At 66.6% G+C, this 21,980-nt stretch carries 23 protein-coding genes and 1 other RNA gene; 10 read left to right on the top strand and 14 right to left on the bottom strand.

Annotation, left to right across the window (positions count from 1 at the left end; genetic code table 11):
- Window positions 1-3: 3 nt before the first annotated feature.
- Complete coding sequence (locus QRM89_RS19520) at window positions 4-1,074, top strand: cyclopropane-fatty-acyl-phospholipid synthase family protein (protein ID WP_042595938.1); 1,071 nt, start codon at window positions 4-6, stop codon at window positions 1,072-1,074.
- 97 nt (window positions 1,075-1,171) lie between these two features.
- Here the strand turns inward: QRM89_RS19520 and QRM89_RS19515 are convergent, their stop codons facing one another.
- Both QRM89_RS19515 and QRM89_RS19510 read right to left on the bottom strand, forming a co-directional pair.
- Complete coding sequence (locus QRM89_RS19515) at window positions 1,172-1,519, bottom strand: RidA family protein (protein ID WP_011036517.1); 348 nt, start codon at window positions 1,517-1,519, stop codon at window positions 1,172-1,174.
- Window positions 1,520-1,530: 11 nt separating this feature from the next.
- Window positions 1,531-2,232, bottom strand: coding sequence for a DUF998 domain-containing protein (locus QRM89_RS19510; RefSeq protein WP_285448756.1), 702 nt, complete (start codon window positions 2,230-2,232; stop codon window positions 1,531-1,533).
- A gap of 258 nt (window positions 2,233-2,490) precedes the next feature.
- Here QRM89_RS19510 and mprF point away from each other — a divergent pair, with 258 nt between their 5' ends.
- The gene (gene mprF, locus QRM89_RS19505; protein ID WP_103699930.1) at window positions 2,491-5,055 is read left to right on the top strand and encodes a bifunctional lysylphosphatidylglycerol flippase/synthetase MprF; all 2,565 of its coding nucleotides are present in this window, start codon (window positions 2,491-2,493) and stop codon (window positions 5,053-5,055) included.
- A 63-nt stretch (window positions 5,056-5,118) separates the two neighbouring features.
- Here the strand turns inward: mprF and QRM89_RS19500 are convergent, their stop codons facing one another.
- The 7 genes from QRM89_RS19500 to QRM89_RS19470 all read right to left on the bottom strand — a co-directional run bounded on the left by QRM89_RS19500 (window position 5,119) and on the right by QRM89_RS19470 (window position 10,818).
- Window positions 5,119-6,492 carry an AcvB/VirJ family lysyl-phosphatidylglycerol hydrolase gene (locus QRM89_RS19500; RefSeq protein ID WP_228425912.1) on the bottom strand — a complete coding sequence of 458 codons (1,374 nt, stop codon included), beginning with the start codon at window positions 6,490-6,492 and terminating at the stop codon, window positions 5,119-5,121.
- Between the two features lie 69 nt (window positions 6,493-6,561).
- Entirely contained in the window at window positions 6,562-6,744 is a 183-nt protein-coding gene (locus QRM89_RS19495; RefSeq protein WP_076055943.1) for an oxidoreductase-like domain-containing protein, read from the bottom strand.
- A gap of 179 nt (window positions 6,745-6,923) precedes the next feature.
- Window positions 6,924-7,526, bottom strand: a complete 603-nt coding sequence (locus tag QRM89_RS19490; RefSeq protein WP_040941577.1) for a hypothetical protein — start codon at window positions 7,524-7,526, stop codon at window positions 6,924-6,926.
- Window positions 7,527-7,561: 35 nt separating this feature from the next.
- Window positions 7,562-8,164: an RNA 2',3'-cyclic phosphodiesterase gene (gene thpR, locus QRM89_RS19485; protein ID WP_285448755.1), complete on the bottom strand. Its 603-nt coding sequence runs from the start codon at window positions 8,162-8,164 to the stop codon at window positions 7,562-7,564.
- A 404-nt stretch (window positions 8,165-8,568) separates the two neighbouring features.
- Window positions 8,569-9,024 carry a PA2169 family four-helix-bundle protein gene (locus QRM89_RS19480; protein ID WP_011036511.1) on the bottom strand — a complete coding sequence of 152 codons (456 nt, stop codon included), beginning with the start codon at window positions 9,022-9,024 and terminating at the stop codon, window positions 8,569-8,571.
- Window positions 9,025-9,263: 239 nt separating this feature from the next.
- The gene (locus QRM89_RS19475; RefSeq protein ID WP_011036510.1) at window positions 9,264-9,440 is read right to left on the bottom strand and encodes a hypothetical protein; all 177 of its coding nucleotides are present in this window, start codon (window positions 9,438-9,440) and stop codon (window positions 9,264-9,266) included.
- A gap of 169 nt (window positions 9,441-9,609) precedes the next feature.
- The gene (locus QRM89_RS19470) at window positions 9,610-10,818 is read right to left on the bottom strand and encodes an MFS transporter (protein WP_040942359.1); all 1,209 of its coding nucleotides are present in this window, start codon (window positions 10,816-10,818) and stop codon (window positions 9,610-9,612) included.
- Window positions 10,819-11,062: 244 nt separating this feature from the next.
- On the opposite strand from QRM89_RS19470, the gene QRM89_RS19465 reads away from it, so the two are divergent.
- Entirely contained in the window at window positions 11,063-12,157 is a 1,095-nt protein-coding gene (locus QRM89_RS19465; protein WP_103699933.1) for an alkene reductase, read from the top strand.
- A 416-nt stretch (window positions 12,158-12,573) separates the two neighbouring features.
- Window positions 12,574-13,629: a L,D-transpeptidase gene (locus QRM89_RS19460; RefSeq protein ID WP_343237690.1), complete on the top strand. Its 1,056-nt coding sequence runs from the start codon at window positions 12,574-12,576 to the stop codon at window positions 13,627-13,629.
- 248 nt (window positions 13,630-13,877) lie between these two features.
- On the opposite strand, the gene QRM89_RS19455 is transcribed toward QRM89_RS19460, so the two are convergent.
- Window positions 13,878-13,952, bottom strand: a non-coding RNA gene (locus QRM89_RS19455) — sX9 sRNA.
- A gap of 364 nt (window positions 13,953-14,316) precedes the next feature.
- Between QRM89_RS19455 and QRM89_RS19450 the strand changes: the two genes are divergently transcribed.
- Window positions 14,317-15,114 carry a DUF6491 family protein gene (locus tag QRM89_RS19450; protein WP_285448753.1) on the top strand — a complete coding sequence of 266 codons (798 nt, stop codon included), beginning with the start codon at window positions 14,317-14,319 and terminating at the stop codon, window positions 15,112-15,114.
- A gap of 138 nt (window positions 15,115-15,252) precedes the next feature.
- Here the strand turns inward: QRM89_RS19450 and QRM89_RS19445 are convergent, their stop codons facing one another.
- Entirely contained in the window at window positions 15,253-15,588 is a 336-nt protein-coding gene (locus QRM89_RS19445) for a zinc ribbon domain-containing protein YjdM (RefSeq protein ID WP_011036505.1), read from the bottom strand.
- A 118-nt stretch (window positions 15,589-15,706) separates the two neighbouring features.
- Between QRM89_RS19445 and QRM89_RS19440 the strand changes: the two genes are divergently transcribed.
- From QRM89_RS19440 to QRM89_RS19425, 4 genes are all read left to right on the top strand, one after another.
- Window positions 15,707-16,669, top strand: coding sequence for a cation diffusion facilitator family transporter (locus QRM89_RS19440; protein ID WP_172666367.1), 963 nt, complete (start codon window positions 15,707-15,709; stop codon window positions 16,667-16,669).
- Between the two features lie 157 nt (window positions 16,670-16,826).
- Entirely contained in the window at window positions 16,827-17,300 is a 474-nt protein-coding gene (locus tag QRM89_RS19435; protein ID WP_040941580.1) for a peptidylprolyl isomerase, read from the top strand.
- 144 nt (window positions 17,301-17,444) lie between these two features.
- Complete coding sequence (locus QRM89_RS19430; RefSeq protein ID WP_012438854.1) at window positions 17,445-18,827, top strand: Hsp70 family protein; 1,383 nt, start codon at window positions 17,445-17,447, stop codon at window positions 18,825-18,827.
- Window positions 18,828-19,016: 189 nt separating this feature from the next.
- A complete protein-coding gene (locus QRM89_RS19425; protein ID WP_008578219.1) occupies window positions 19,017-19,202 on the top strand; it encodes a hypothetical protein in 186 nt (61 codons plus the stop codon).
- A 101-nt stretch (window positions 19,203-19,303) separates the two neighbouring features.
- On the opposite strand, the gene QRM89_RS19420 is transcribed toward QRM89_RS19425, so the two are convergent.
- From QRM89_RS19420 to QRM89_RS19410, 3 genes are read right to left on the bottom strand one after another with little or no spacing between them, the layout of a single operon-like run.
- Window positions 19,304-20,188: a DUF4097 family beta strand repeat-containing protein gene (locus QRM89_RS19420; protein WP_285448752.1), complete on the bottom strand. Its 885-nt coding sequence runs from the start codon at window positions 20,186-20,188 to the stop codon at window positions 19,304-19,306.
- A gap of 11 nt (window positions 20,189-20,199) precedes the next feature.
- A complete protein-coding gene (locus QRM89_RS19415; RefSeq protein ID WP_285448751.1) occupies window positions 20,200-20,733 on the bottom strand; it encodes a hypothetical protein in 534 nt (177 codons plus the stop codon).
- Window positions 20,730-21,317, bottom strand: a complete 588-nt coding sequence (locus QRM89_RS19410; RefSeq protein WP_011036499.1) for a sigma-70 family RNA polymerase sigma factor — start codon at window positions 21,315-21,317, stop codon at window positions 20,730-20,732. Before QRM89_RS19410 ends, QRM89_RS19415 begins: the two co-directional genes overlap by 4 nt.
- A gap of 304 nt (window positions 21,318-21,621) precedes the next feature.
- Between QRM89_RS19410 and QRM89_RS19405 the strand changes: the two genes are divergently transcribed.
- Window positions 21,622-21,879: a hypothetical protein gene (locus QRM89_RS19405; RefSeq protein ID WP_285448750.1), complete on the top strand. Its 258-nt coding sequence runs from the start codon at window positions 21,622-21,624 to the stop codon at window positions 21,877-21,879.
- The last annotated feature ends 101 nt before the right edge of the window (window positions 21,880-21,980 follow it).

Genomic DNA, 21,980 nt, shown 5'->3' with positions numbered 1-21,980 from the left:
CGCATGTCCACCGTTACCATCCCGCCCTCCGCGCATCCCGAAGAAGGCTTTGCCACCCGCCTGGCCGAATCCGGCGTGCTGCCCGACGCCGCGTTGCGCTATGGCATCCGCCGTCTATGCGCACAGCGCCTGCTGGACGAACGCCGCGATGGCGCCGATGCCAGCGGCGAGCGCCAGCGCGCCTTCATCGACAGCCTGCGCGGCAGCGCCATCGCGATCGAAACCGATGCCGCCAATCGCCAGCATTACGAGCTGCCGCCGCAGTTCTTCACCTTGTGCCTGGGGCGGCGCCTGAAATACAGCAGCTGCTACTGGGACGCGACCACGCCGGACCTGGACGCGGCCGAACTGCGCATGCTGGCGTTGTACGGCGAGCGCGCCGAGCTGGCCGATGGCCAGCGCATCCTGGAGCTGGGCTGCGGCTGGGGCTCGCTCACCTTGTGGATGGCCGAGCGCTATCCGAACGCCAGCATCACTGCGGTATCTAATTCGCGGCCGCAGCGCGCGCACATTCTGGAACAGTGCCGCGTGCGCGGGCTGAGCAACGTGCAGGTCATCACCGCCGACGTCAATGCGCTGGCACTGCCCACCGACAGCTTCGATCGCGTGGTCTCGGTGGAAATGTTCGAGCACATGCGCAACTACCGCGAGCTGCTGTCGCGGATCGGCAGCTGGCTGGCACCGGGCGGCAAGCTGTTCGTGCATATCTTCTGCCACCGCGACCTGGCCTACCCGTTCGAAGTGGCCGGCGAAGACAACTGGATGGGGCGGCACTTTTTCACCGGCGGGCTGATGCCGGCGGCCGATACGCTGCTGCAGTTTCAGCAGGATGTGGTGATCGAACAACGCTGGGTGTTGTCCGGCGAGCACTACGAAAAGACCGCCAATGCCTGGCTGGAAAACCAGGACCGGCACCGCGAACAGATCATGCCGCTGCTGCGGCAGACCTACGGCGAGGATGCACAGCGCTGGTGGCAGCGCTGGCGCATGTTCTGGCTGGCCTGCGCGGAGCTGTTCGGCTATGACGAAGGCCGCGAATGGGGCGTGGCGCATTACCGCTTCGCCAAGCGCTGACCTACACCGGTTGACCAGCTCGGTCAGTCGGCAGTCACGCTGCCGACCGGCCCGCAGCGCGATGCCGCAGCACCGCGTGCATTGATGCCGCAGTGAATCAGCTCGTTGCTGCGGTGATCACGATCTCCACCTTCCACTCCGGGCGCGCCAGCTTGGCTTCCACGGTGGCGCGTGCCGGGGTGAAGCCGTGCGGCACCCACTCGTCCCAGGCCTTGTTCATGCCGTCGAAATCGGCGATGTCGGCAAGAAAGATTTCTGCACGCAGGATCTTGGTCTTGTCGCTGGCGGCCATCGCCAGCAGCTTGTCGATCTCGGCCAGCACCTGACGGGTCTGCCCGGTGATGTCTTCGCTGGTGTCGTCGGCAATCTGTCCTGCGAGGTAGCACACGCCGCCATGGACGGTCATTTCGGACATACGCGGGCCGGTATCGAATCGCTGCAGCATCTTCAGGCTTCCTACGGTTGGTTGACCGGGGCATTGTCACGCGAATGCGATGAACGTGCAGCGCGTGCCAGCCAACTGCCCACCAGCGTCAACCAGATCACGATCAGCACGATGGCGGTCTTCTGGCTGATGCCGCGTGGCGCGGTGTGCACGCTGACGTTGAACAGCAAGACCGCAAACGCCACCAGGCCCAGGCCGAAGGCCGGCACGAAGCGGCTGCGCCAGCGTGGGTCGTGGCGGAAATACCACGACTGCAGCAGCAGCCCGGCAATCACGCATAGAAACGCGGCCTGCGCGGACAATAGGTGCACCATCAACGCCGCGTTCGGCGCTAGCGTTGGCATCCAGCTGTCGCCGATCGAGACTGTACTCAGGCCCAGTGCTGCGGCCCAGAACAAGCCCAGCACGGTGCGGCTGCGCGCAGTTGGCATCAGCGCGGCATGCAGGCCCAGCGCCAACCACGCCATGCTCGCGGCCAGCACGCAATAAGCGGTGCGCAGTACCAACCCGTAGGGCCCGTGCAGATACAGGCTCAGTTGCGCGCCCACCCAGTCCAGGTCGGCGCGCATCAGTTGCAGGGTCAGCACCAGCACGACGAATGCCACGCCAACTATGGCGGCGGTGCTGCCGGCATGCGCGCTCCAGCGCGGCGGCGCGCCTGGCACGGCCTGTGCATCAGCTTCCCTGCCTTGCGCCACCTCACGTTTCAACATCCTGTCTGCACCTTCACTGCATCGCTTTGCATCGTTTCGTTCCAACCGCACGCATGCGCCCGTTTGGCCTATGATGCGCGCGGCCGTCCAGGGCCGACAATGTGTCGGCCAGATCGAACCCTGTGTTCACCCTCCACCGGCGCCCACGCGACCACGCTGCATGCATTCCCACGTTGTCCGGCCCATGCAGATCCTTCGCACTTGCTGCCTCCGCGGCGCGTGCGCACTCCCCTCCTTTCAGCAGATCCCGTTGCCCCCATGACGGATACCCCCGTGTCTTCCGAAGCGACCGCCAGCGGCTGGCGCCGTGCGCTGCCCGTGATCATCAGCCTGGCGATCCTGGCCATGGCGCTGCACGCGCTGTCCTCGCAATTCACCGATCACGGCTACCGCCAGATCCGGCAGGCGTTCCGCGCACTCGGCGCCGGCCAGATCGCGCTCACCTTGCTGCTTGGCCTGAGCAGCTATGCGTGCCTGGTGGGCTTTGACTGGGTGGGCCTCAAGCGCACCGGCAAGCGCCTGCATCCGGCGCGGGTGGGCATCACCGCCTTCATGGCGCACGCGGTGGGCCAGACACTGGGCTTTGCGGCGCTCACCGGCGGCGCGGTACGCTTGCGCGGCTACGGCAGCGTGGGGCTGACGCTGGCCGAGATCGGCCAGGTGGTGCTGATGAGCACGCTGGGCTTCATCTTCGGCGCCTGGGTGCTGCTGGGCATTGCACTGATGCTGGAACCCGAAGCGGCCGCACGTGCACTGCCGATCGCCGCCGAAGGCATCCGCATCGCCGGCATCGCCTTGCTGGTGGGCTACGTGGCGATGCTGGTATTGGTGGGCAGGCACGGGCGCGAATTCGGCATCCGCAGCCATCGCTTCTGGCTGCCCGACCGCACCACCGTGCTGGGCGTGACCGCGCTCAGCGTGGTCGAACTGGGCCTGGCCGCGGCGGCGTTCTACGTGCTGCTGCCGCCCGATCCGGGCACCGGCTACTTCGGCTTCATCGGCATCTGGCTAGTGGCGGTGGTGGCCGGGCTGATCTCTACCGTGCCGGCTGGCCTGGGCGTATTCGAGTGGAGCCTGCTCAAGCTGCTGCCGCATGTCACCCCGGCGGCGGTGCTGGCGGCCGCGCTGGCGTACCGGGTCACGTATTACATCGTGCCGTTGCTGATTTCGGTGGCCATGGCGGCGGCCACCGGCCTGCGTGCACCGGTGCGCGCCAGCGCCAGCACCGCACGCACGGTATGGAAGACCTTGCGGCCGTGGCTGCCGCAGATCCTGGCCTTGGCGGTGTTCGCGGTAGGTGCGGCGCTGGTGATCGACGGCACCCTGCCCACGCCACGCGCACGTCAGGAGGTGGCGCCGCTGCCGCTGATCGAGACCTCGCACCTGCTGGTCAGCCTGGGCGGCATGCTGCTGTTGCTGATCGGCCAGGGCCTGCAACGCCGCAGCCATTCGGCCTGGGTGCTGGCACTGGGCGTGTGCGTGTTGCTGCCGCCGCTGTCGCTGCTGCGCGGCAGCCATATCTCGGTGTCGCTGTCGGCCGCACTGGCCGCAGTGGCCTTGTGGGCGGCACGCCGGGAGTTCTATCGCCAGGGCGCGCTGCTGGACGAAGCCTGGTCGTGGCGCTGGCTGAGCAATCTGGGGCTGGTGCTGGTGGCCACGTTCTGGCTGTTGTTCTTCGTCTACAGCCATGTCGAATACAGCAACGACCTGTGGTGGCAGTTCGCCACCTCGGCCAATGCGCCGCGTGCGCTGCGTGCGCTGCTGATCCTGTGCGTGGGCGTGATCCTGTTCGGCACCGCACGCCTATTGCGCGGCGGTCGCCGCCCAATGCCGCCAGCCGATGCGCAAGCCTTGCAGGCCCTGGCACCGGTGCTGGCCAGCAGCGCCGACACCCAGGCCTGCCTGGCGCTCACCGGCGACAAGGCGTTCCTGCGCGATGAGAAGGGCCTGGGCTTTGTGATGATGCAGCGCTACGGCGGCTCGCTGATCTCGATGGGCGACCCGGTCGGGCCGCCGGAGGTCGCGCGTGCGCTGATCTGGCGCTTCCGCGAAGAGGCCGATCACATGGGCCTGCGCCCGGTGTTCTACCAGGTGGGCGAGAAATACTGGCAGACCTATCTGGACATGGGCCTGACCCTGGTCAAGCTGGGCGAAGAAGCCATCGTGCCGCTGGAGGGCTTCACCCTGGAAGGCCGCGACCGCGCCGACCTGCGCCAGGCCTGGAACCGCGGCAAGCGCGGCGGCCTGAGCTTCCGCATGCTGCAGCCTGAGCAGGTGGATGCGGTGATGGCAGAGCTGGGCGAGGTCTCCGAGCAATGGCTGGACGAAAAGGCCGGTGAAGAGAAAGGCTTCTCGCTGGGAAGTTTCGACCCGGACTACCTGCGCCGGTTTCCGGTGGCAGTTGCCGAGGCGGAGGGCAAGATCGTGGCCTTCGCCAATGTATGGTGCGCGCCGGCCGGCGGCGAGTTGTCGGTGGATCTGATGCGGCACAGCGCGCAGGCACCCAAGGGCACCATGGATTTCCTGTTTATCGAGCTGTTCCTGTGGGGCCATGCCAACGGCTACACGCGCTTCTCGCTGGGCATGGCGCCGCTGTCGGGCCTGGCCGAGCATCGGTTGGCTGGCCGTTGGAACCGCTTCGCCAGCCTGGTGGCGCGGCATGGCGAGCGTTTCTACGGATTCAGCGGGCTGCGCCGCTTCAAATCCAAGTTCGCACCGACCTGGCGCCCGCGCTATCTGGTGGCGCCCGGCGGCATGCATCTGCCCGCCGCCTTGCTGGATGTCACCCGGCTGATCTCGGTAGACCCGGGCCGGCAGGACTGACGCGATACCTGACCCACGCACCGCGTGCGATCACGCGGTGCGCGGATGGGCTGTCTTGCTCGGTTATGGTTTCGACAGCGCGTGCAGCTGTTCCATGATCACCTTCGCCAGGGTTGCGTAATCGCCCTTGAAGTGGTGATCGCCCGGCAGCATGACGCGCTTGGCCGTCTCCTCCGGCAGGCTTGGGCACAGCGCGTCTTCATCGTCCTGGCCGTAGATGCACACGGTGGTGCCAGGTGGCAGACGCTGCACTTCCGGGGCGATCGGCAAGCCGTCGTCGTCCGACCCCAGCCAGTTGCTGACATGGAACTCGTAGTCGGCCAGCTTGCCGACCGACAACAGCGCGGTCATGCGCAGGTTCTGCTTGGTGGGTGCGGGCAGCTTGTTGATGGCCGCCGGCAGCACGTCGGCACCTTGCGAGAAGCCGATCAGCACCACCCGCCGGCGCTGCCAACGCTGCGCATAGAACCGCGCGATACGGTCCAGGTCGGTGGCGAATCCTTGCGGCGTGCGTTCGCTCCAGAAATAGCGCAGCGAATCCAGGCCGACCACCGGAATGCCCTGCGCCACCAGCGCATCGGCAACCTCCTCGTCCAGCCCCGCCCAGCCGCCGTCACCGGAGACGAAGATGGCGAAGGTGTCGTCGTCGTTGTCGCCATCGCCCCGGGCCGGCAATTCGACCACGGGCAGGTCTTCCAGGCCACCCGGCGGTGGCGGCAAGGCCACGCCTTTCTGCTCGCCCAGCGAGCGCGCCGCTGCGCGTAGCCCCGGCAAAATATCGCCCTGCTTGGAGCGCCGGAATGTCTGGGCCTGCGGAATCTGCTTGAGGAAGGCGTCTTCAGCAGCGGACGGGCAACGCGTGCCCTGGCTGCTGGCAAGCACCCACGGAATCTGCAACGGCGCCGGCACCAGGCTGTTGCTGCCCGGGCGCACGCCCGGCTGGCAGATCGCCTGATCCGACACCGCCGCCGGGCACAGGCCGTCGGTCAGCACGCCGGCGAGCGTGTGCGGCTTGGCCTGCGCGGCGATCGCATAGGCCAGCGCGGCGCCTTCGCCATCGCCCACCAGCAGCGGCAGCCGATAGGTGGGGATGTGATAGAAGGCTTGCAGGTAACGCGAGAAGTTCTCCACATCGCCCACCGAGAACGCGCAGGTGCCGCCATCCTTGCGCACCACGCCATACAGATGTGCGGTGTCCACCAGCGCCACCATCGCACCGTCGGCACGCAGCGCTTCGGCCTGGGCCTTACGGGTGGCCGTATTGCCGTTGCCGGCCAGCCAGATCACCACGCGTTGTGGCTCGCCCTTGGGCATCAGCACCGGAATCTGCTCGAAACGCCCGTGGCTGGCCGCCTGCGGTGCCTGTGCGGCGGCCATGCCGGAGAGCGCCACTGCCGCCGCGCCGCAAAGCGCGCTCCACATCTCAAGTCGTCGCATGTCGCACCATCGGGAAGAGTGGGCCAAAGATAATCGTTCCACGTGCTGCCGCGAAGCGCGTTGCTTCGCTCACGGCGCAGCCGCAGGCTGGCGTGCTTGCCAGGCGGCCAACGCGGCGCGGTAACGCGCCAGCTCCTCGGCGTACAGGTCATGCACGCACAGGGGGCAACCGCTCTCGCAGCACTCGTTGGGGGCCGGCGGTTGCGGCGGCTGCGGGCGTGGATCGTGGTGAGAAGAAGCGCCGTCGTGCATGCGGCAAGTGTACCGCGCACGCTGGCTGGGCCTTGGAACGCTCATTCAACGGAGCGAGCAATCGTCAGGCGGGTGCGGACAGCGCGGCGGAAGCCAAGCGTGTGGGGATGAGTGAGGATTTCGAACGCAGCCCGCGCCCGCCCGGAGGCTGCGCAATCGTGTTGATCGCTGCGTTTAGCCTAGCGGCCTAGCCGCCGGCGCAGGTTGGCACGCGCGGCGGCATCGCAGCGCGCGTGGAAGTCATCGCTGAGGAAGATGCGCGGGCGCTTGAGCAGCCCGGCCAGGAAACGGCCGCGGTTGAGCCGGAACAGCAGGCTGGGCACCACCCCACGGTATTCCTCGGCAATTCCGCGGTCGTAGGCGTCGAAGACCTCGGCCGGCGCAGCAAGAATGGCCATATCGCAATCCAGGAACAGCGCCGCGTCGGCATCCACATCCTGCGGCTGCAGCTGGCCGTGCCGGGCGGTGAGCAGGATCAGCGCCTGGACCCGGGCCAGGTCCACCGGCGCCTGCGGCCACCATTGCGGAATACAGGCCAGCGCCCAGTCGGCCGAGCGGGCTTCGTTGTCGCTGCGGCCGGGCACGTACACCGCATCGTGGAACAGCACCGCCAGCCACACTTCCACCGGCTGCTGCCAGCCTGGCCCCGCCGCAACCTCGGCGTAATGCTGCAGCACGGCCCGCACGTGGCCGAAGTGGTGGTAGGCGCGCGGCGGCGTGGCATAGGCCTGTTCCAGCGCGGCCAGATGGTCAGGCGATAACGGAAGCGGTGTGGAGTCCATGCGCGCAGGCTAACGCGTTGATGCCGGCGTGCACATCAGCGCAGTGACCAGCGGCCTTCGATCTGATAGCGCGACTGGCCAAGAAAGCTGCGCACCAGGGCGAAGTCGGTGACGGTCCAGCGCAACAGGTCGCAGCGGCGTTGCGGCAGCGACTGATTGCAGTAGAGCAAGGTCATGTGCGGGGTGTATTGCGCATCGCCGGCAATGCCCACGTGCGCCAGTTGCCGGCCCAGCGCGCCTTGCAGGTCGTATAGCCCGCGCACCTGCTCTTCGCCACGCAACACGCACGGCAGTTGCGAGCGGCGCCCACCGAATGTGCCCACGCGGTCGAACTCCACTTCGAATGGGTGCTGCGCCACGCGTTCTGCGGCCTGGCTGGCACGCGCCACCAGCGATGGTGGCAGGCCGCCGGCGTAATCGCCCAAATGATGCAAGGTGACATGCAAGCGCTCCGGCGCCAGCGGCTTGCCTTCGACCAGCCCGGCCTGCAGCAGCGCACTGCCTATCTGCGCGGCATGCGTGGCGGTGGCGGCATCGGCCATCACCGCAAAAAACAGGCGCTCGGTGGTCTTTTCTTCGCCCAGGCCCAGCGACAGCTGCGCTTCGGCGGAGGACAGGTACAGGAACTGCTGCTGCATGGGATCAATCCACGACCGCGGGCGCCGGCCTGCCTGAACAAGGGCGGCGGATACTAGCAGAACCGCTCACGCTGCAGAACACAGGGCGTGTTGGTGCTTGCTGATGACAGCGCTGATGCTGGGTGACTGCGGACGTCCTCGCATCGACACGTGCAACGTTGGACGATGCGAAGCGCCACATCGCCTGCGTCACTCAAGGCGAGCGACCTACACACTGCGCATCAGCGAAGTGCTACCGGCCATACGCGACACATTGCCCGTAGCACTGCTCGTACCACGCAACAGCTCCATACAACTCAACAACACCACACAAAAAGAAACGGGCAGCTCGCGCTACCCGTTTCCGCCTCTATCGTTTACTTCCCGAAGCTGCACCATGCGGTGCATCCGGTCACGCTGTCGTATTACGCAGCGCTCTTCATCGCGTGCTTGCGGTTGCGCATGACGTCATGGCAAGCGCGCACTTCCGGCAGCAGGCGCAGCGCGGCATCACGTGCGGCAGCCGGGGTGTCCTGGTCGGCGATGGTTTCGTCAAACGCCTTCAGCAGGCGGTCTTCGGACTCTTCCAGCTCGGCCACGTAGCCGTACTTGGTGTCGCCCAGCGTGGCGCGCACCTTGCCGTAGAACTGCTGCATGCTGCCGACCATGGTGCCGTGGGTTTCCGGCTTGCCGCCAACCGAGGCAACCACGCTGCTCAGGTTGCTAACGATGTCGGACTTCACGCCTGCAATGCGGCGGAACAGCGTTGCCAGTTCGGCATCGCCTACCTTGCTTGCGGCTTCTTCGTAGAAGTCCTTGCCGTCGCGGGAAATGGCGATCAGGTCGTTGAGGCTATGCTCGGTCTTGCTCTGGATGCTCATATGTCACTCCTGTGTTGCAGGTGGTCCAGCGCTGCGCACGCTCGTTACTGTCATGCGCTGCGGCGGAAGAAAGGGGTTTCAATCATTCCGTGTCACTGCGGTGTTGCTGTGTACGGCCTCATCCTGGCCTTGCCGCCATAAGCCGTGTGTGAGTGATTGCCCCGCTGTCCTCACGCGGCCGTGCCTGCCATGAACATCGATTCATTCAATGCAAGCGGCCTGGACTGAAGTGATATGCATCAGCCGTCCTTGGGCAATTTGCTGGCCCACATGTTGTCGACCAGATTGGGATAGCGCCGCCCCGCCGCATCGGCGCGCGCCTTGGCTGCAGCCTTCTGTGCATCGCTCAACGGCGTGCTGCCGGTACGGCGCTTGGGCGCTGCACGCGTCCAGGGTGGTGGAGTCGGAGTGGTCACCGCGGCACGCTCACTGTGTTGAAAACGCCCAGTCTCGGCAGCGCGCCGTGAGCTAGCCGTGCAGCGCCACATGTGCGCGTTTGCAAGTGCGCGGCGCCATATCGCATGCAGTGCCGCGACTTAGAGCAGCTATCAAAACTACTGCGCAGCTACGTTTTATTAGACGCTCTTAGTAGCTGGCTGCCAGCGCGCGCTGGCGACGTTCCTGCCACACCGCGCAGCTGTAGACCAACAAGCCGCCCAGTGCGGTGGCCGCACCGACATAGCCGGTGGAGGTCCAGCCCCACCCCGCCGTGATCGCCATGCCCCCCAGCCACGGCCCCAAGGCGTTGGCGGTGTTGAACGCGGCATGGTTGGACGCGGCGGCCAGGGTTTGCGCTTCTGCGGCCACGTCCATCAACCGGGTCTGCAGGGCCGGTGCCAGTGCGCCCATGGTGCCGACCGCCACGATTGACACGAACACCCAACTGCTCGACAACGCCGCCAACGGGAAGGTCAACATCACCACGATCGACCACACCAGCAACACCGGCACCGCGCGGAACTGCATGCGGTCGAACAACCACCCGCCAAGAATGCTGCCGAGCACGCCGCCTACGCCGAAGGCCGCCATGGCCAGCGGAATGCGCGCAGGCGCCACACCGGTCACGGCGGTGAGCGTGGGCGCCAGATAACTGAAGACGCAGAACATGCCGGAAAAACCCACCGCGCCAATTGCCAGCGCAAACCACACCTGCGGCTGATTGAACGCGCGCATCTCGCGCAGGGGTTGCTGGCGCGGTTCGTCCGGTGCCGGTGGCAGCAACACCGCAACTGCAGCGACCGTGCCCAACGCAATCACCGACACCGCCGCATACGCCCAACGCCAGCTCAGGCTCTGGCCAAGCCAGGTGGCCAACGGGTTGCCGACCAGCAGCGCCACGCTCAGGCCCAGCAACACACGCCCCACCGCAGTGGCGCGCTGGTTGGGCGGGCTGATCGACGCCGCCACCAACGAGGCCACACCGAAATACGCCCCATGCGGCAGGCCGGCAATGAAGCGGCACAGCAACATGGTGTGGTAGCTCGGCGCCAATGCGCTGGCCAGGTTGCCCAGCGCATAGAACACCATCAGCAGCAGCAACAAGGTGCGTCGCGGCCAGCGCGCACCCAGGATCGCCAGCAGCGGCGCGCCCACCACCACACCCAGTGCGTACGCGCTGATTACATGCCCCACCTGCGGCTCGCTGATGTGCAGCCCGTGGGCAATCTGCGTCATCAGGCCCATCGTGGAGAACTCGCTGATGCCGATGGCAAACCCGCCCATCGCCAGTGCCAGCAGGATCAGCACGTAGTCGCGGCGAGGCACGCGCGGCGTTGAAGCATCGTTGGAAGACATGCCCGGGTCCACAATGGCGAGCCGCCCATTATTGTGCAATGCAGCATCTGGCGAAAGGCGCGCCATCGCCTTGGTTCAGCACACGCCTCGTGACACATCACAGAATGCGCTGAAACACGTTACAAAAGACGCACTGTCCCATCGATGCAGCCTCGAATACAGATCAGTCCGCCACCATCGCTGGGAGGCCTACGTCATTGGCAAGATCGCGACGTACGCATTTTCTCCTTCAACCTGGCGACCGATGTCTACTTCCACTCCTTCTCCGTTGTTTTCGCCGGTGCGCCTGGGCGCGCTGGATCTGTCCAACCGCGTGATCATGGCGCCGCTGACGCGCAACCGCGCCGTTGCTGGCGCAGTGCCGTCGCCGCTAGCGGTGGAGTACTACGCCCAGCGCGCCACTGCCGGCCTGATCATCGCCGAAGGCACCCAGATCAGCCCGCTCGGTCAGGGCTACCTGGACACCCCCGGCATCCACACGCCCGCACAGGTCGAAGGCTGGCGCGCGGTCACCGATGCAGTGCACCGGCAGGGTGGCAAGATCGCGCTGCAGCTGTGGCACGTGGGCCGCGTCTCGCACACCAGCCTGTTGCCGCCGGGCGAAGTGCCGGTGGCCCCTAGCGCCATCCGCTCCACCGGCAAGACCTTCACCGCGCAGGGCTTTTCTGATGTCTCCGAGCCGCGTGCACTGGCGCTGGAGGAAATTCCCGCGCTGATCGAGGACTACCGCGCAGCTGCGCGTAACGCCATCGATGCTGGCTTCGACGGCGTGGAAGTGCATGCGGCCAACGGCTACCTGATCGACCAGTTCCTGCGCGACGGTTCCAACCAGCGCACCGATGCCTACGGCGGCGATATCGAAAACCGCACGCGCCTGCTCGCCGAAGTGGTGCAGGCCATTGCCGACGAGATCGGCGCCGAGCGCACCGGTGTGCGGCTCTCGCCGGTGACGCCGGTGTACGACATGCACGACTCCGACCCGCAAGCCTTGTTCGAACGCGCAGTAGAGCGGCTGAACCTGATCGGCGGGCTGGCTTTCGTGCACGTGATCGAAGGCGCCACCGGCGGCCCGCGCGACAACATCGCGTTCGACTACACCGCACTGCGGGCCAAGTTCGATGGCGCATGGATCAGCAATAACGGCTATGACAAGGCAATGGCCGAACAGGCGATCAGCCGTGGCGACACCGATGCGGTCTCCTTCGGCCGTGCCTACATTGCCAACCCGGACCTGGTACGCCGCCTGCGCGAGAACGCGCCGCTGGCGGAACCGAACCAGGCCACGCTGTACGGCGGCGGCGCCGAAGGCTACACCGACTACCCGGCACTGCCGGCGTAACCGCACCGCTGCCCGGTCGCCATTGCAAGTGATCGGGCAGCTGCGTTTTTCTTGAGCAGCCGCAGCCGAGCGTTGCCATTGCAAACGAACGCTGTAAGTCACAAGCACACGCGCGCGTGGCTCATCGACACAGATGACTGCGATAGCGCTGATCGCGCGCAGATGCCGTTGTACATGCACGACAACACCGGGCGGCAACGTCGTTGCCACGCCCAACCTGCACACGCTGCGTCGCAACGCGCACAGTGGACACCGACAGCGCATGGCAGACCGCACCTGGCTCCCGCGCCCTTCAACCGTCGTCTTCGGACCGACATCAGCAACCAACAGCGCATCGCCTACAGCGCCACCACAAACTGCGCGAACATGACGCACACGCGCAGCCCGGCTAGGATCGTGCGACATGATTTTCGGGAATGCCCATGCGCCGCCTGCTCCCTGCCCTGCTGTTGTGTGCACTGCTGTTCTGCGACCAGGCAGTTGCGGTGCCGTTCTGGGGCGCGCGCCAATCCAGCCCTGCGGAAACCCCGCCGGACCAGCTCAAGCCCGGTGAATGGATCTGGGGCGGCGTGAGCAAGGGCTGGGGGCCGATGGCAGTGATCGTCAGCCTCACCGAGCAACGCGCCTATGCGTATCGCAACGGCATCCTGATCGGCGTGTCCACCATCAGCTCCGGCAAGCCTGGGCACGAGACGCCTACCGGCGTGTTCACCATCCTGCAAAAGGACAAGGACCACCGCTCCAGCATCTACAACGCCGCGCCGATGCCCTACCAGCAGCGGCTCACCTGGGATGGCGTGGCGCTGCATGCCGGCGGACTGCCCGGCTATCCGGAGTCGCATGGCTGCGTGCATCTGCCGTCCGAGTTCGCCCGCCTGCTGTTCGACAACTCCAACATGGGCATGGTGGTGGTTGTGGCGCAGGCCGGCGTGGATGCCGATGCGGTGGTGCACCCGCGTGCGCTCAGCCCGATCGACCCCTCCACCGGTGCGCAGCGCCCGCTGTTGCCGCTGCCCAGCGGGCAGACCTTTGCCTGGCAGCCCGAGCTCGCGCCCACCGGCCCGATCTCGATGCTGGTCAGCAGCAGCGACCAGCAACTGGCGGTGTATCGCAACGGGGTGGAAATCGGACGCGCCCGCGCGGTGCTGCATGCACCTGCCGATGCCGCGCCCCTGGGCACGCAGGCCTTCATCGTTGGCCAGGGCTTCTTGCCCGGCGAGGTGCCTGGGTTGCCGGGCGTGCGCATGCCCAACTGGATGCGCATCGGCATTCCCGGCAGCGCGGCGGCCGCTGGGCAGGCGCTGGATGCGAACACCATCGCGCGGCTGCAGGTGCCGCCGGCCTTTCTCGCCAACCTGCTGCCGCTGCTGACGCCGGGCGTGGTGCTGGTGGCCACCGATCAACACATCCTGCCGGAGACCACTGGCGGCAAACTGCAGGTGCTGGATTCGGATCCGCCGGAAGCGCCCTAGCGCGGGCAATGGCCGGTGAGAATCGCCGGGATACGTCGACCTTCGCCGTACCGAAGCGACGCACGGCATGACCGAAGCGACGTCGGTCCGGGCGCGCAGGTAGTCGCCTTCGACGAAGTTGCAGCAGAGCACACCGAGCGGCGTGGCGGTGACCTCGCCTACGGCAGTGAGCGGCTTATCGACTGCCCCGATGACGCACAAGCGGCGTGGCGTCCGACCCACCGAATGGTTGGAACTTCAGTAAGAGCGGCTAACAAAACGTAGCGAGCAGTCGTCAGGTGGGTGCGGACGGCGCGGAGGAACCGGAATGTACGTGGGTACATGCCGATTCCGAGCACTGGCCGCGCCCGCCTGGCGGCTGCGCAGTCGTTTTGATAGCTGCTCTAAGTCGTTGCGCGTGCCACCCTACAGCTCAAGGCCGCCATCACTGCCACTGTCGCCACGCTCAACGCCGGCTTGGCCGCCGCGAACGATCCAGCGTGACTCTGCGCATCGCGCCACAGCATGCGCCAAGCAGACGCTCCCACTTGGTAGTCAGGCAGCGGATACGCAGCGGCGCACGCACGCACGCTTCGCCGTGCCTCCAGACCGCTAAATTCGCCACCGCTCTCCTTCCCAGCCAAGGCTGCAGTCGCGATTGCCACACCGGCGCCGCGCGGTGATGATGCAGTCACTTCATTGCCAAGGATGTGCGTGATGCGCCAACGATTGCTCGCCCTGTTGTGTGCCGCGTTGTACGCCGCCGCGTCGCCATCGCGCGCCGATGAGATGCGCCCGGCTGCGCCCGACGCCACCTGCCTGGATGCACGCCAGGTGGCCGAACTGCAGCAGGCCGATGCCCGCACGTTGGCGGTGACCGGCCAGCAAGGCCGCCTGTTCCGCCTGCGCCTGGCCGAGGACTGCCCCGACATTGCCAACCAAACCGGCGCGTCGTTACTGGCTGCGCATGGCTGGGTCTGCAACGGCGCGGCCGCGTTTGTGGGCACCGGCACGCAGCGCTGCGCCATCACCCAGGTGGAGCCGATCGATGCACGGACATACGCCAGCATCGCGCGTTACCGCGCAACCGATGGCACCGCCACGCTGGATCCGGTGACCGTCCGGCAGAGCCGCCGCCGCAACTTCGCCGGTTCTTCCAGCTATTGTTTCAATCCCAGCATGCTGCGCTCGTGGTCGGAGGACCCCGATGGCCTGCTGGTCGAAGTCTCCGCGCGCCATCCCGGCACACACCGCTACTACCGTGTGGAGCTACTGGACAGTTGCCGCGAGCTCAGCGGCGCGCCGCCCATCCAGTTCGTTTCCGGTATGGGCATCAATGCCATCTGCGGCAATCCCGGCGACAAGGTGACCGTGCTCGACGAGCTCAGCCTGGCCGGCGCGGCGGCCGGCTCCGGCCAGCAAGGCGAGTTCGCCACCAGCCGCGGCGGGATGCTCGCTCGCCTGCGCCAGAGCTGCACCATCGCAGCGGTGTATCCGCGCGATTGAGTCGTCCAACGTCGCGATATACACCTGGCTTTGTGGGAGCGCGCTTGCGCGCGATGGGGCGTCACCGGTAACACCCCCATCGCGCGCAAGCGCGCTCTTACAACGCGTTTCAGACCCAACAAGCGCTCTAGATCGCGCTCAGGCCTTGCGCAGGAAACAGGTCTTCAGGACCAGGCCCTTGATCTTGTCGGAGTTGCCTTCGATGTGCTCGGCATCGTCCTCGACCAGGCGGATATTGCGGATCACCGTGCCCTGCTTGAGCGGAATCGACGAGCCCTTGACCTTGAGGTCCTTGATCACGGTGACCGTGTCGCCGGCGTCGAGCACATTGCCGTTGCTGTCGCGCACGACTACCGCGTTAGCCGGCGCCTCGGCGGCGCTCCACTCGAAACCGCAATCGGCGCAGATCCACAGCGCGCCATCGGCATAGGTGTTGTCCAGACTGCATTGCGGACAGGCGGGCGCGGTGGACATGGGCTTCCTTACGAACACAAAGAGGGCGTGGATTGTAGCCGCAGCCTGCCGCGATCACGCATCGGCCACGGCAGCGGCGCGATAGTGCGTCGCCTCCCCCGGTAGTCGCAGGTTGCCCGTGTCCAACAAGCCCAGTGGTTCGCATCTGGTCGTCTACGTGGCGTTGGCAGGCAATCTGGCCATCGCCGTGGCCAAATTCATCGCCGCCGGCATCTCCGGCAGCTCGGCCATGCTGAGCGAAGGCGTGCACTCGCTGGTGGACACCATCAATGAAGTGCTGTTGCTGTACGGCCTGCGCCGCGCGGCACGTGCGCCCACGCCCACGCATCCGTTCGGCTACGGGCGTGAGCTGTATTTCTGGAGTTTCATCGTGGCGCTGTTGGTATTCGCGATGGGTGCCGGCGTTTCGCTGTACGAAGGCATCGTGCATCTGCGCAATCCCGAACCGGCCAGCAGCCATTGGCTGGCGTACAGCGTGCTGGGTGTGTCGATCGTGTTCGAGGGCATCTCGTGGGTGGTGGCGTTTCGCGAGTTCCGCGCCAAGAAGGGGCGCATGGGCTATTTCCAGGCGTTTCGGCAGAGCAAGGACCCCAGCACTTTTACCGTGCTGCTGGAAGACAGCGCCGCGCTGGTCGGTCTGTTCATGGCGCTGCTGGGCGTTGCCGGCGCGCAGCTGTTCAATATGCCCCAGCTCGATGGCATCGCCTCCATCGGCATCGCCTTCGTGCTGGCGTTCACGGCATTTCTGCTCGCACGTGAGACCAAGGGCTTGCTGATCGGCGAACCCGCGCATGCGCACGTCACCGACTCATTGCTGGCCATCGCCGCGGCCGATCCAGACGTGCGCGCGGCCAATGGCGTGCTCACCATGCAGATGGGCCCCAACCAGGTGGTTGCAGCGCTCAGCGCCGAATTCGAAGACAGCCGCACCACGCCGCAGATCGAAGCCTGCATCGGCCGCATCGAAACGGCGGCCAAACAGAAACATCCCGAAGTCACCGCCCTGTTCGTCAAGCCGCAGACGCCGGAAACCTGGCGTGCACGGCGTGCGCAGATCGAGCGCGGCGCGCAAGCCGAGTAGCGCAGGCGCGTGTGCACCAAGCTGATCCTGCCGTAACCCGCACGCGCGGTCGCGGTTGCATCGGCTGTATCGATTGCCTACCGTTGTGGTGCGCCATCGTCTCGCATCGTGATCTGACCGATGCACTCCCCTTGTACTCAATCAATGGAGGTTTCCCATGGAAATCACCCAGGGTCGCGTTGCGACCATTCACTACACCCTCTCCGATGACAGCGGCCAGGTGCTCGATCGCTCCACGCCCGACACCCCGCTAAGCTATCTGCACGGCGCCGGCAACATCGTGCCGGGCCTGGAACAGGCACTGGACGGCAAGCGCACCGGCGACACGCTCACCGCCGATGTCGCGCCGGAACAGGGCTACGGCCCGCGCCATGCGCAACTCATCCAGCACGTGCCGCGCGAAGCCTTCCCGAGCGACGTTGAGGTGGTTCCGGGCGCGCAGTTCGAGGCGCGCACCCAGCAGGGGCCGGTGATGGTCACCGTCACCGAGGTCGGCCCGGAGCAGGTCACCGTGGACGGCAATCACCCGCTGGCCGGGCAAACCCTGCATTTCGCCGTCGAAGTGACGGCGGTACGCGAGGCCACCACCGAAGAACTCGACCAGGGCCACGTCACCGACATCGCCGCCTGAGGCGTTGCGCCGCGCGCCAGTGGTGCGCGGCGCTCCCGACAGCGCAGGCCGCAGACCGCAGACCGCAGACCGACCGTGAGGCCTCCCGCAACGGCAGGCAGGCAGCCGTAGTAAAGTGCGCGGCCCGCTCACAGGCGCGCGCGCATGAAACTCGGCATCGACTTCGGTACCAGCAACTCCGCCGCGGCGGCCATCGTCGACGGCAAGGTGGTCCCGGTGCGCTTTGGCGAGGCATTGCAGTTCCGCACCACCGTGTATTTCCCGGAAATCATGCGTGACCCGGACGATTTCAGCCTGACGCCGGCGCTGGAATACGAACTCGAACGCCTGATCGATGCCGGACGCCGCGACGCCGCCGCCGCCGGGCGCAGCCCCAGCCAGGACAGCCTGCGCCGCGACGCCCTGCGGGTGGTGCGCCGGCAATGGATGGAAGAGCAGGTACGTGCGCCGCGCAGTTCCGCGGCATTGCTGCAGAACGCGGTCTATGGCGACGAGGCGCTGGATGCGTATTTCCTCGAAGGCGAAGGCAACCTGGTGCAGAGCCCCAAGTCGATGCTGGGCTACAACCTGCATCCGCGCGCGCGCCAGACCATTACCGGCATTGCCACGCATGTGCTGGAACACATCCGGCTGACCGCCTCGCAGCAATTCGATCACAACATCCGCAGCGCCACGCTGGGCCGCCCGGTGCAATTCCGCAGCTCCATCGGCGAGGCCGGCAACGCACAGGCGCTGGAGATCCTGCAGACCGCAGCGATCGCCGCCGGCTTCGACCAGGTGGATTTCCTCGAAGAACCTGCGGCCGCAGCAATGCATTACCACGTCAGCCATGCCACCCGGCACGACACGGTGGTGGTGGATATTGGCGGCGGCACCACGGATGTCGCGCATGCCAGCGTGGGCGGCAGCGCGCCCCCGCAGGTGCACCGCGCGTGGGGCATTGCGCGCGGCGGTACCGACATCGACCTGGCCTTGAGCCTGGCCGCCTACATGCCGTTGTTCGGGCGCGGCATCACCCGTGTCCCGGCGCACCACTACGTCGAGGCGGCGATGGTGCAGGACATGACGCGCCAGCGCGAGTTCCGGCTGCACAAGTATCAGGACGTGCCGGCGCCGTTCGATCGTCGCCTGCAGGCCCTGCAGGACACCGGCAATACCGCGCGCCTGTACCGCGGCGTGGAAGCCTGCAAGATTGCGTTGAGCGAGCACGACCGGCACAGCGCAGTGCTGGAGTTCATCGAGCGCGACCTGACGGTGGACGTCGACGCAGCCGCCCTGGTCGGGGCAGCTTCCAATTACCTGCGCGAACTGGAAGGCCTGTTGGCCCAGGTCAACGCAGACCTGAGCACCGCGCCGGAAACGGTGTTCCTGACCGGCGGCATGTCGCGCGCCGGCTATATCCGCGACACCGTGGCAGCAGCGTTCCCGGCCTCGCGTCTGGTCCATGGCGACCCGTCGTTCGGCGTGGTGCAAGGCTTGGCCTGGGCCACCGCGGGTGCCGGCGAGGCCCAGCCCGCGGTCGTTTAACGAAACTCTACATCGCCCCGACTAGACTGCGCGGTTGCTGCCGGACGCCCCGCCGTCTTGCCTGCAAGGCACGCTCCGCCGTGCCGCCGTGACCACGCACCGAACGTGATCGCACTCTTCGACACCGCTTCCGCGCGCGCACCCTAGCCGCACGCGGTGTCCTTGCACTTCCCCGCTACAGGAGGCCACATGGCACGTCCCGCGACCAAGCAGAAATCCCAGCCCAGCATCGCTCGCAGCGAAGGTAAGTCGCAGCCGCTCAGCCGTGAGCGTATCGCTGCCGACATCGCCGCGTTTCGCAAGACCGGCGGCCGGATCGAAGTGCTCACCACCAACTTCGGCCCCGCCCGTAACGACGGCGACAAGAGCGCCTGAGTTCGACCGACGTGCTGCCCTGCGGGGCGGCACGTCGTGCTGCACTGTCACGGCAGGTTGCCGGTGACACAGGCAGCTGCCCTCAGCGGATCTGCAACGCCTCAGTTGCCGTAATCGACCCGCACCGAGCCGGAATGCGACTCCAGTTTGATGTCGCCATTGCCTGCGCCCAACGTCGTTTTCAGGCTCTTGCCTGGGCCGTACTCCGGCCGTTCGACCCGCCCGGCCACCGCGCGGATGTCGCCGCTGAAGACCTCTACGTTCAACGCCGCCGATACCATGCGCGGCACGCCCAGCGCGATCTCTCCGCTCACACTTTCCGCCGCGATACTGCCGCCTGGCGCCAGGCCTGCCACCTTGAGCCCGGTTGTGCCGGATACGCTCTGCGCACGCAGCTGCGCCACCTGCCCGGTGCTGAGGTTGATATCGCCGGACACCGACTCGGCACTCACCTGGCCACTGGCACCGCTTGGCGCCGCGATCTCGCCGCTGACAGTGCTCAGGTTCAAACGCGTAGTGGCCACGGTGCTGCGCACATCGCCGCTGACCGACTCCAGACGCGCTTCCTTGGCGCGCCCGGCGGCCACCACCTCGCCGCTGACCGACTTCAGCTGCAGCCGCGCCAGATCGATCTGGTCCACATCCAGATCGGCGCTGACCACCTCTGCCTGCAACACCGCGCCACGCGGCACCCGCAGTTCGAGCTGCGCCCCGTTGCCGTTACGGCTGCTGCGCGGATAGACCACCTCGAACTGCAGCCGGTCGGCACTTTCATTGACATCTAGCCGCTGGCCCGGCCCAAGCGTGCCGGTCAACGACACCTCGTCGCGGTCCCAGCCACGCACGCGCACCTGCCCGGCGATGTTTTCAATCTCCACGCGCCCACCGCGCGCCAGTGGATGGGTCTGCTTCACCGCAGTCTGGGCCGCGGCGGGCAGTGCGCAGACGGCGCTCAACAACAACAGGGATAACGTGGCGTAGCGCATGGGTGGCTTCCTCAGCTGGGGACGTAGGCCTCGCCCTGTGCGGCGAGACGGGTCAATTGCAGGCGCTTTGCATAGGTGCGCTGCAACTGCGACAACAAAAACGCAGAGCGCGGGCTCTGCACGATGGCGGCGTGGATCGACTGCGCGCTGCGGTCCAGCTCGTTCAGTGCCGGCAACAATGCAGCCGGCGCCTGCTCCACGGGAACCGCCGCGATGGCCTGCTGGTATTGCCCGGCCAGCGCCTGCGCCTGCATCACCAGCGCTGGCGGCGCAGCTGCATGGGCTGGCGCAGTCGGCAGAGGCGTGAGCCTGGGCGCGATGGCGATCACTCCCAGCGCAGCCGCGAGCGCAAGGCCGGCGGCTGGCAACTGCCAGGTGCGGCGCTGCCGGCGTGGTGCCAACGCCGCGACCGTGTCGCGCGGCGGCAGTGCGGCGGCAATGTTTTCCCACACCTGCGGCGCAGGCTGGCGCTGCGTGGGCAGGGCCTGCAGGCGCGCGACCAAGGCCGCATCGTCGTTGCCGGGTGGAGGAAAGGATTGGGTCATACGGGTTCTCCCAGCCGCGCACGCAACAGGCCGCGTGCGCGATGCAATTGCGCCTTGGAACTGCCAACCGCCATCTGCAGTTCTTCGGCGATTTCATGATGTTTCCAGCCCTCGATGTCGTGCAGCACCAGCACAGCACGCGCGCGTGGCGGCAGCGTCTCCAGCGCGCGCTCCAGATCCATTTGAGTGGCCTGGCAGGACGAAGCACCAGGAATTGCCGCGAGCAATTCGCCATCGGCATCGTCGAGCTCGTGATCGCGCGAATGTGCGCGGCGACGCAGCTCCATCAAGGCGGTATTGACCGCCAGCCGATGCAGCCAGGTGCCCAGGGCACTCTGAAAGCGAAACTGCGGCAAGGCCTTCCAGGCGGCGATGAAGGTCTCCTGCAAGGCATCGTCGGCGCGTGCGGCGTTGCCGCCGCACAGCCGCCACACCACCGCATACAGGCGCGGCGCATGGCGGCGGTAGATCGTCTCGTACGCCGAACGGCTGCCTGCCGCGGCTGCACGCGCCAATGCCGCATCGTCGCGGTCGGCGGGGCTGTCGCAAGCGGGGGCATCGGGGGGCACGGTGGTATCGAGCATAGCCAGTTCGATGCGCCGGGCAGCAAAAAGGTTTAGAGCAGCTATCAAAACTACTGCGCAATCGCCAGACAAGCGCGGCAGACGCCCGAAATCGGCATATCTCCCCGTACACGCCAGTTCCTCCGCACCGCCCCCAACCGCCTGGCGATTGCTCACTACGTTGGTTCGCCGCTCTACGCCCGGCGCAGCCATTTTTCTACCGGAGTTCTAAACCTTTCTGGCGCAGGGCGCATCGAAGGCTTCGATTGCACAGCGTCGCGCCGCTGTCTTGGGCGGCCCCGCCCTGGCGTTATCGGAGATCCGCATGACCCTCATCGTTGGCTTGCTGCTGAGCCTGTGCCCGACCCACTGCCCTGGCCCGCTGCCCACGGCCGCCTTACGCCTATCGCTCAGCCCACAGCGCGTGGAAGCCTGCGTGCTGCCCGCAAGCAGCGCTGCGACACCGCGCTGTGTGCACGTGCCGTCGCCCAGTCACTGGGGCGCCGTGCGTACCCTGCGCACCAGTTGGCAGGCCGTGTTCGATCTCCGGGAATATCAGGCGATGCATCTACAGCGACGGTAATGCACTGCCAAGACCCGACACGTATAAAGAACTGCACCCCTACCGCATGACAGCGATTGCAGCGGCCATCCCAGGCCCACGACCGCAGCGCTTCACGCGTT

Origin of the sequence: Xanthomonas sp. LMC-A-07 (assembly GCF_030208825.1) — a bacterium.
In the GTDB taxonomy this organism is placed as follows: domain Bacteria; phylum Pseudomonadota; class Gammaproteobacteria; order Xanthomonadales; family Xanthomonadaceae; genus Xanthomonas; species Xanthomonas campestris.
This window is presented reverse-complemented; position numbering and strand designations above follow the sequence as displayed.

Coding starts and splice junctions, on each gene's coding strand:
- QRM89_RS19520 (WP_042595938.1), top strand. CDS start 4: ATGTCCACCGTTACCATCCCGCCCTCCGCGCATCCCGAAGAAGGCTTT.
- QRM89_RS19415 (WP_285448751.1), bottom strand. CDS start 20,733: ATGACCCAATCCTTTCCTCCACCCGGCAACGACGATGCGGCCTTGGTC.
- QRM89_RS19410 (WP_011036499.1), bottom strand. CDS start 21,317: ATGCTCGATACCACCGTGCCCCCCGATGCCCCCGCTTGCGACAGCCCC.
- QRM89_RS19445 (WP_011036505.1), bottom strand. CDS start 15,588: ATGTCCACCGCGCCCGCCTGTCCGCAATGCAGTCTGGACAACACCTAT.
- QRM89_RS19425 (WP_008578219.1), top strand. CDS start 19,017: ATGGCACGTCCCGCGACCAAGCAGAAATCCCAGCCCAGCATCGCTCGC.
- QRM89_RS19500 (WP_228425912.1), bottom strand. CDS start 6,492: ATGCGACGACTTGAGATGTGGAGCGCGCTTTGCGGCGCGGCGGCAGTG.
- QRM89_RS19450 (WP_285448753.1), top strand. CDS start 14,317: ATGTGCGTGATGCGCCAACGATTGCTCGCCCTGTTGTGTGCCGCGTTG.
- QRM89_RS19480 (WP_011036511.1), bottom strand. CDS start 9,024: ATGAGCATCCAGAGCAAGACCGAGCATAGCCTCAACGACCTGATCGCC.
- QRM89_RS19430 (WP_012438854.1), top strand. CDS start 17,445: ATGAAACTCGGCATCGACTTCGGTACCAGCAACTCCGCCGCGGCGGCC.
- QRM89_RS19420 (WP_285448752.1), bottom strand. CDS start 20,188: ATGCGCTACGCCACGTTATCCCTGTTGTTGTTGAGCGCCGTCTGCGCA.
- QRM89_RS19490 (WP_040941577.1), bottom strand. CDS start 7,526: ATGGACTCCACACCGCTTCCGTTATCGCCTGACCATCTGGCCGCGCTG.
- QRM89_RS19510 (WP_285448756.1), bottom strand. CDS start 2,232: ATGTTGAAACGTGAGGTGGCGCAAGGCAGGGAAGCTGATGCACAGGCC.
- QRM89_RS19460 (WP_343237690.1), top strand. CDS start 12,574: ATGCCCATGCGCCGCCTGCTCCCTGCCCTGCTGTTGTGTGCACTGCTG.
- QRM89_RS19465 (WP_103699933.1), top strand. CDS start 11,063: ATGTCTACTTCCACTCCTTCTCCGTTGTTTTCGCCGGTGCGCCTGGGC.
- QRM89_RS19405 (WP_285448750.1), top strand. CDS start 21,622: ATGACCCTCATCGTTGGCTTGCTGCTGAGCCTGTGCCCGACCCACTGC.
- QRM89_RS19515 (WP_011036517.1), bottom strand. CDS start 1,519: ATGCTGCAGCGATTCGATACCGGCCCGCGTATGTCCGAAATGACCGTC.
- thpR (WP_285448755.1), bottom strand. CDS start 8,164: ATGCAGCAGCAGTTCCTGTACCTGTCCTCCGCCGAAGCGCAGCTGTCG.
- QRM89_RS19495 (WP_076055943.1), bottom strand. CDS start 6,744: ATGCACGACGGCGCTTCTTCTCACCACGATCCACGCCCGCAGCCGCCG.
- QRM89_RS19435 (WP_040941580.1), top strand. CDS start 16,827: ATGGAAATCACCCAGGGTCGCGTTGCGACCATTCACTACACCCTCTCC.
- mprF (WP_103699930.1), top strand. CDS start 2,491: ATGACGGATACCCCCGTGTCTTCCGAAGCGACCGCCAGCGGCTGGCGC.
- QRM89_RS19470 (WP_040942359.1), bottom strand. CDS start 10,818: ATGTCTTCCAACGATGCTTCAACGCCGCGCGTGCCTCGCCGCGACTAC.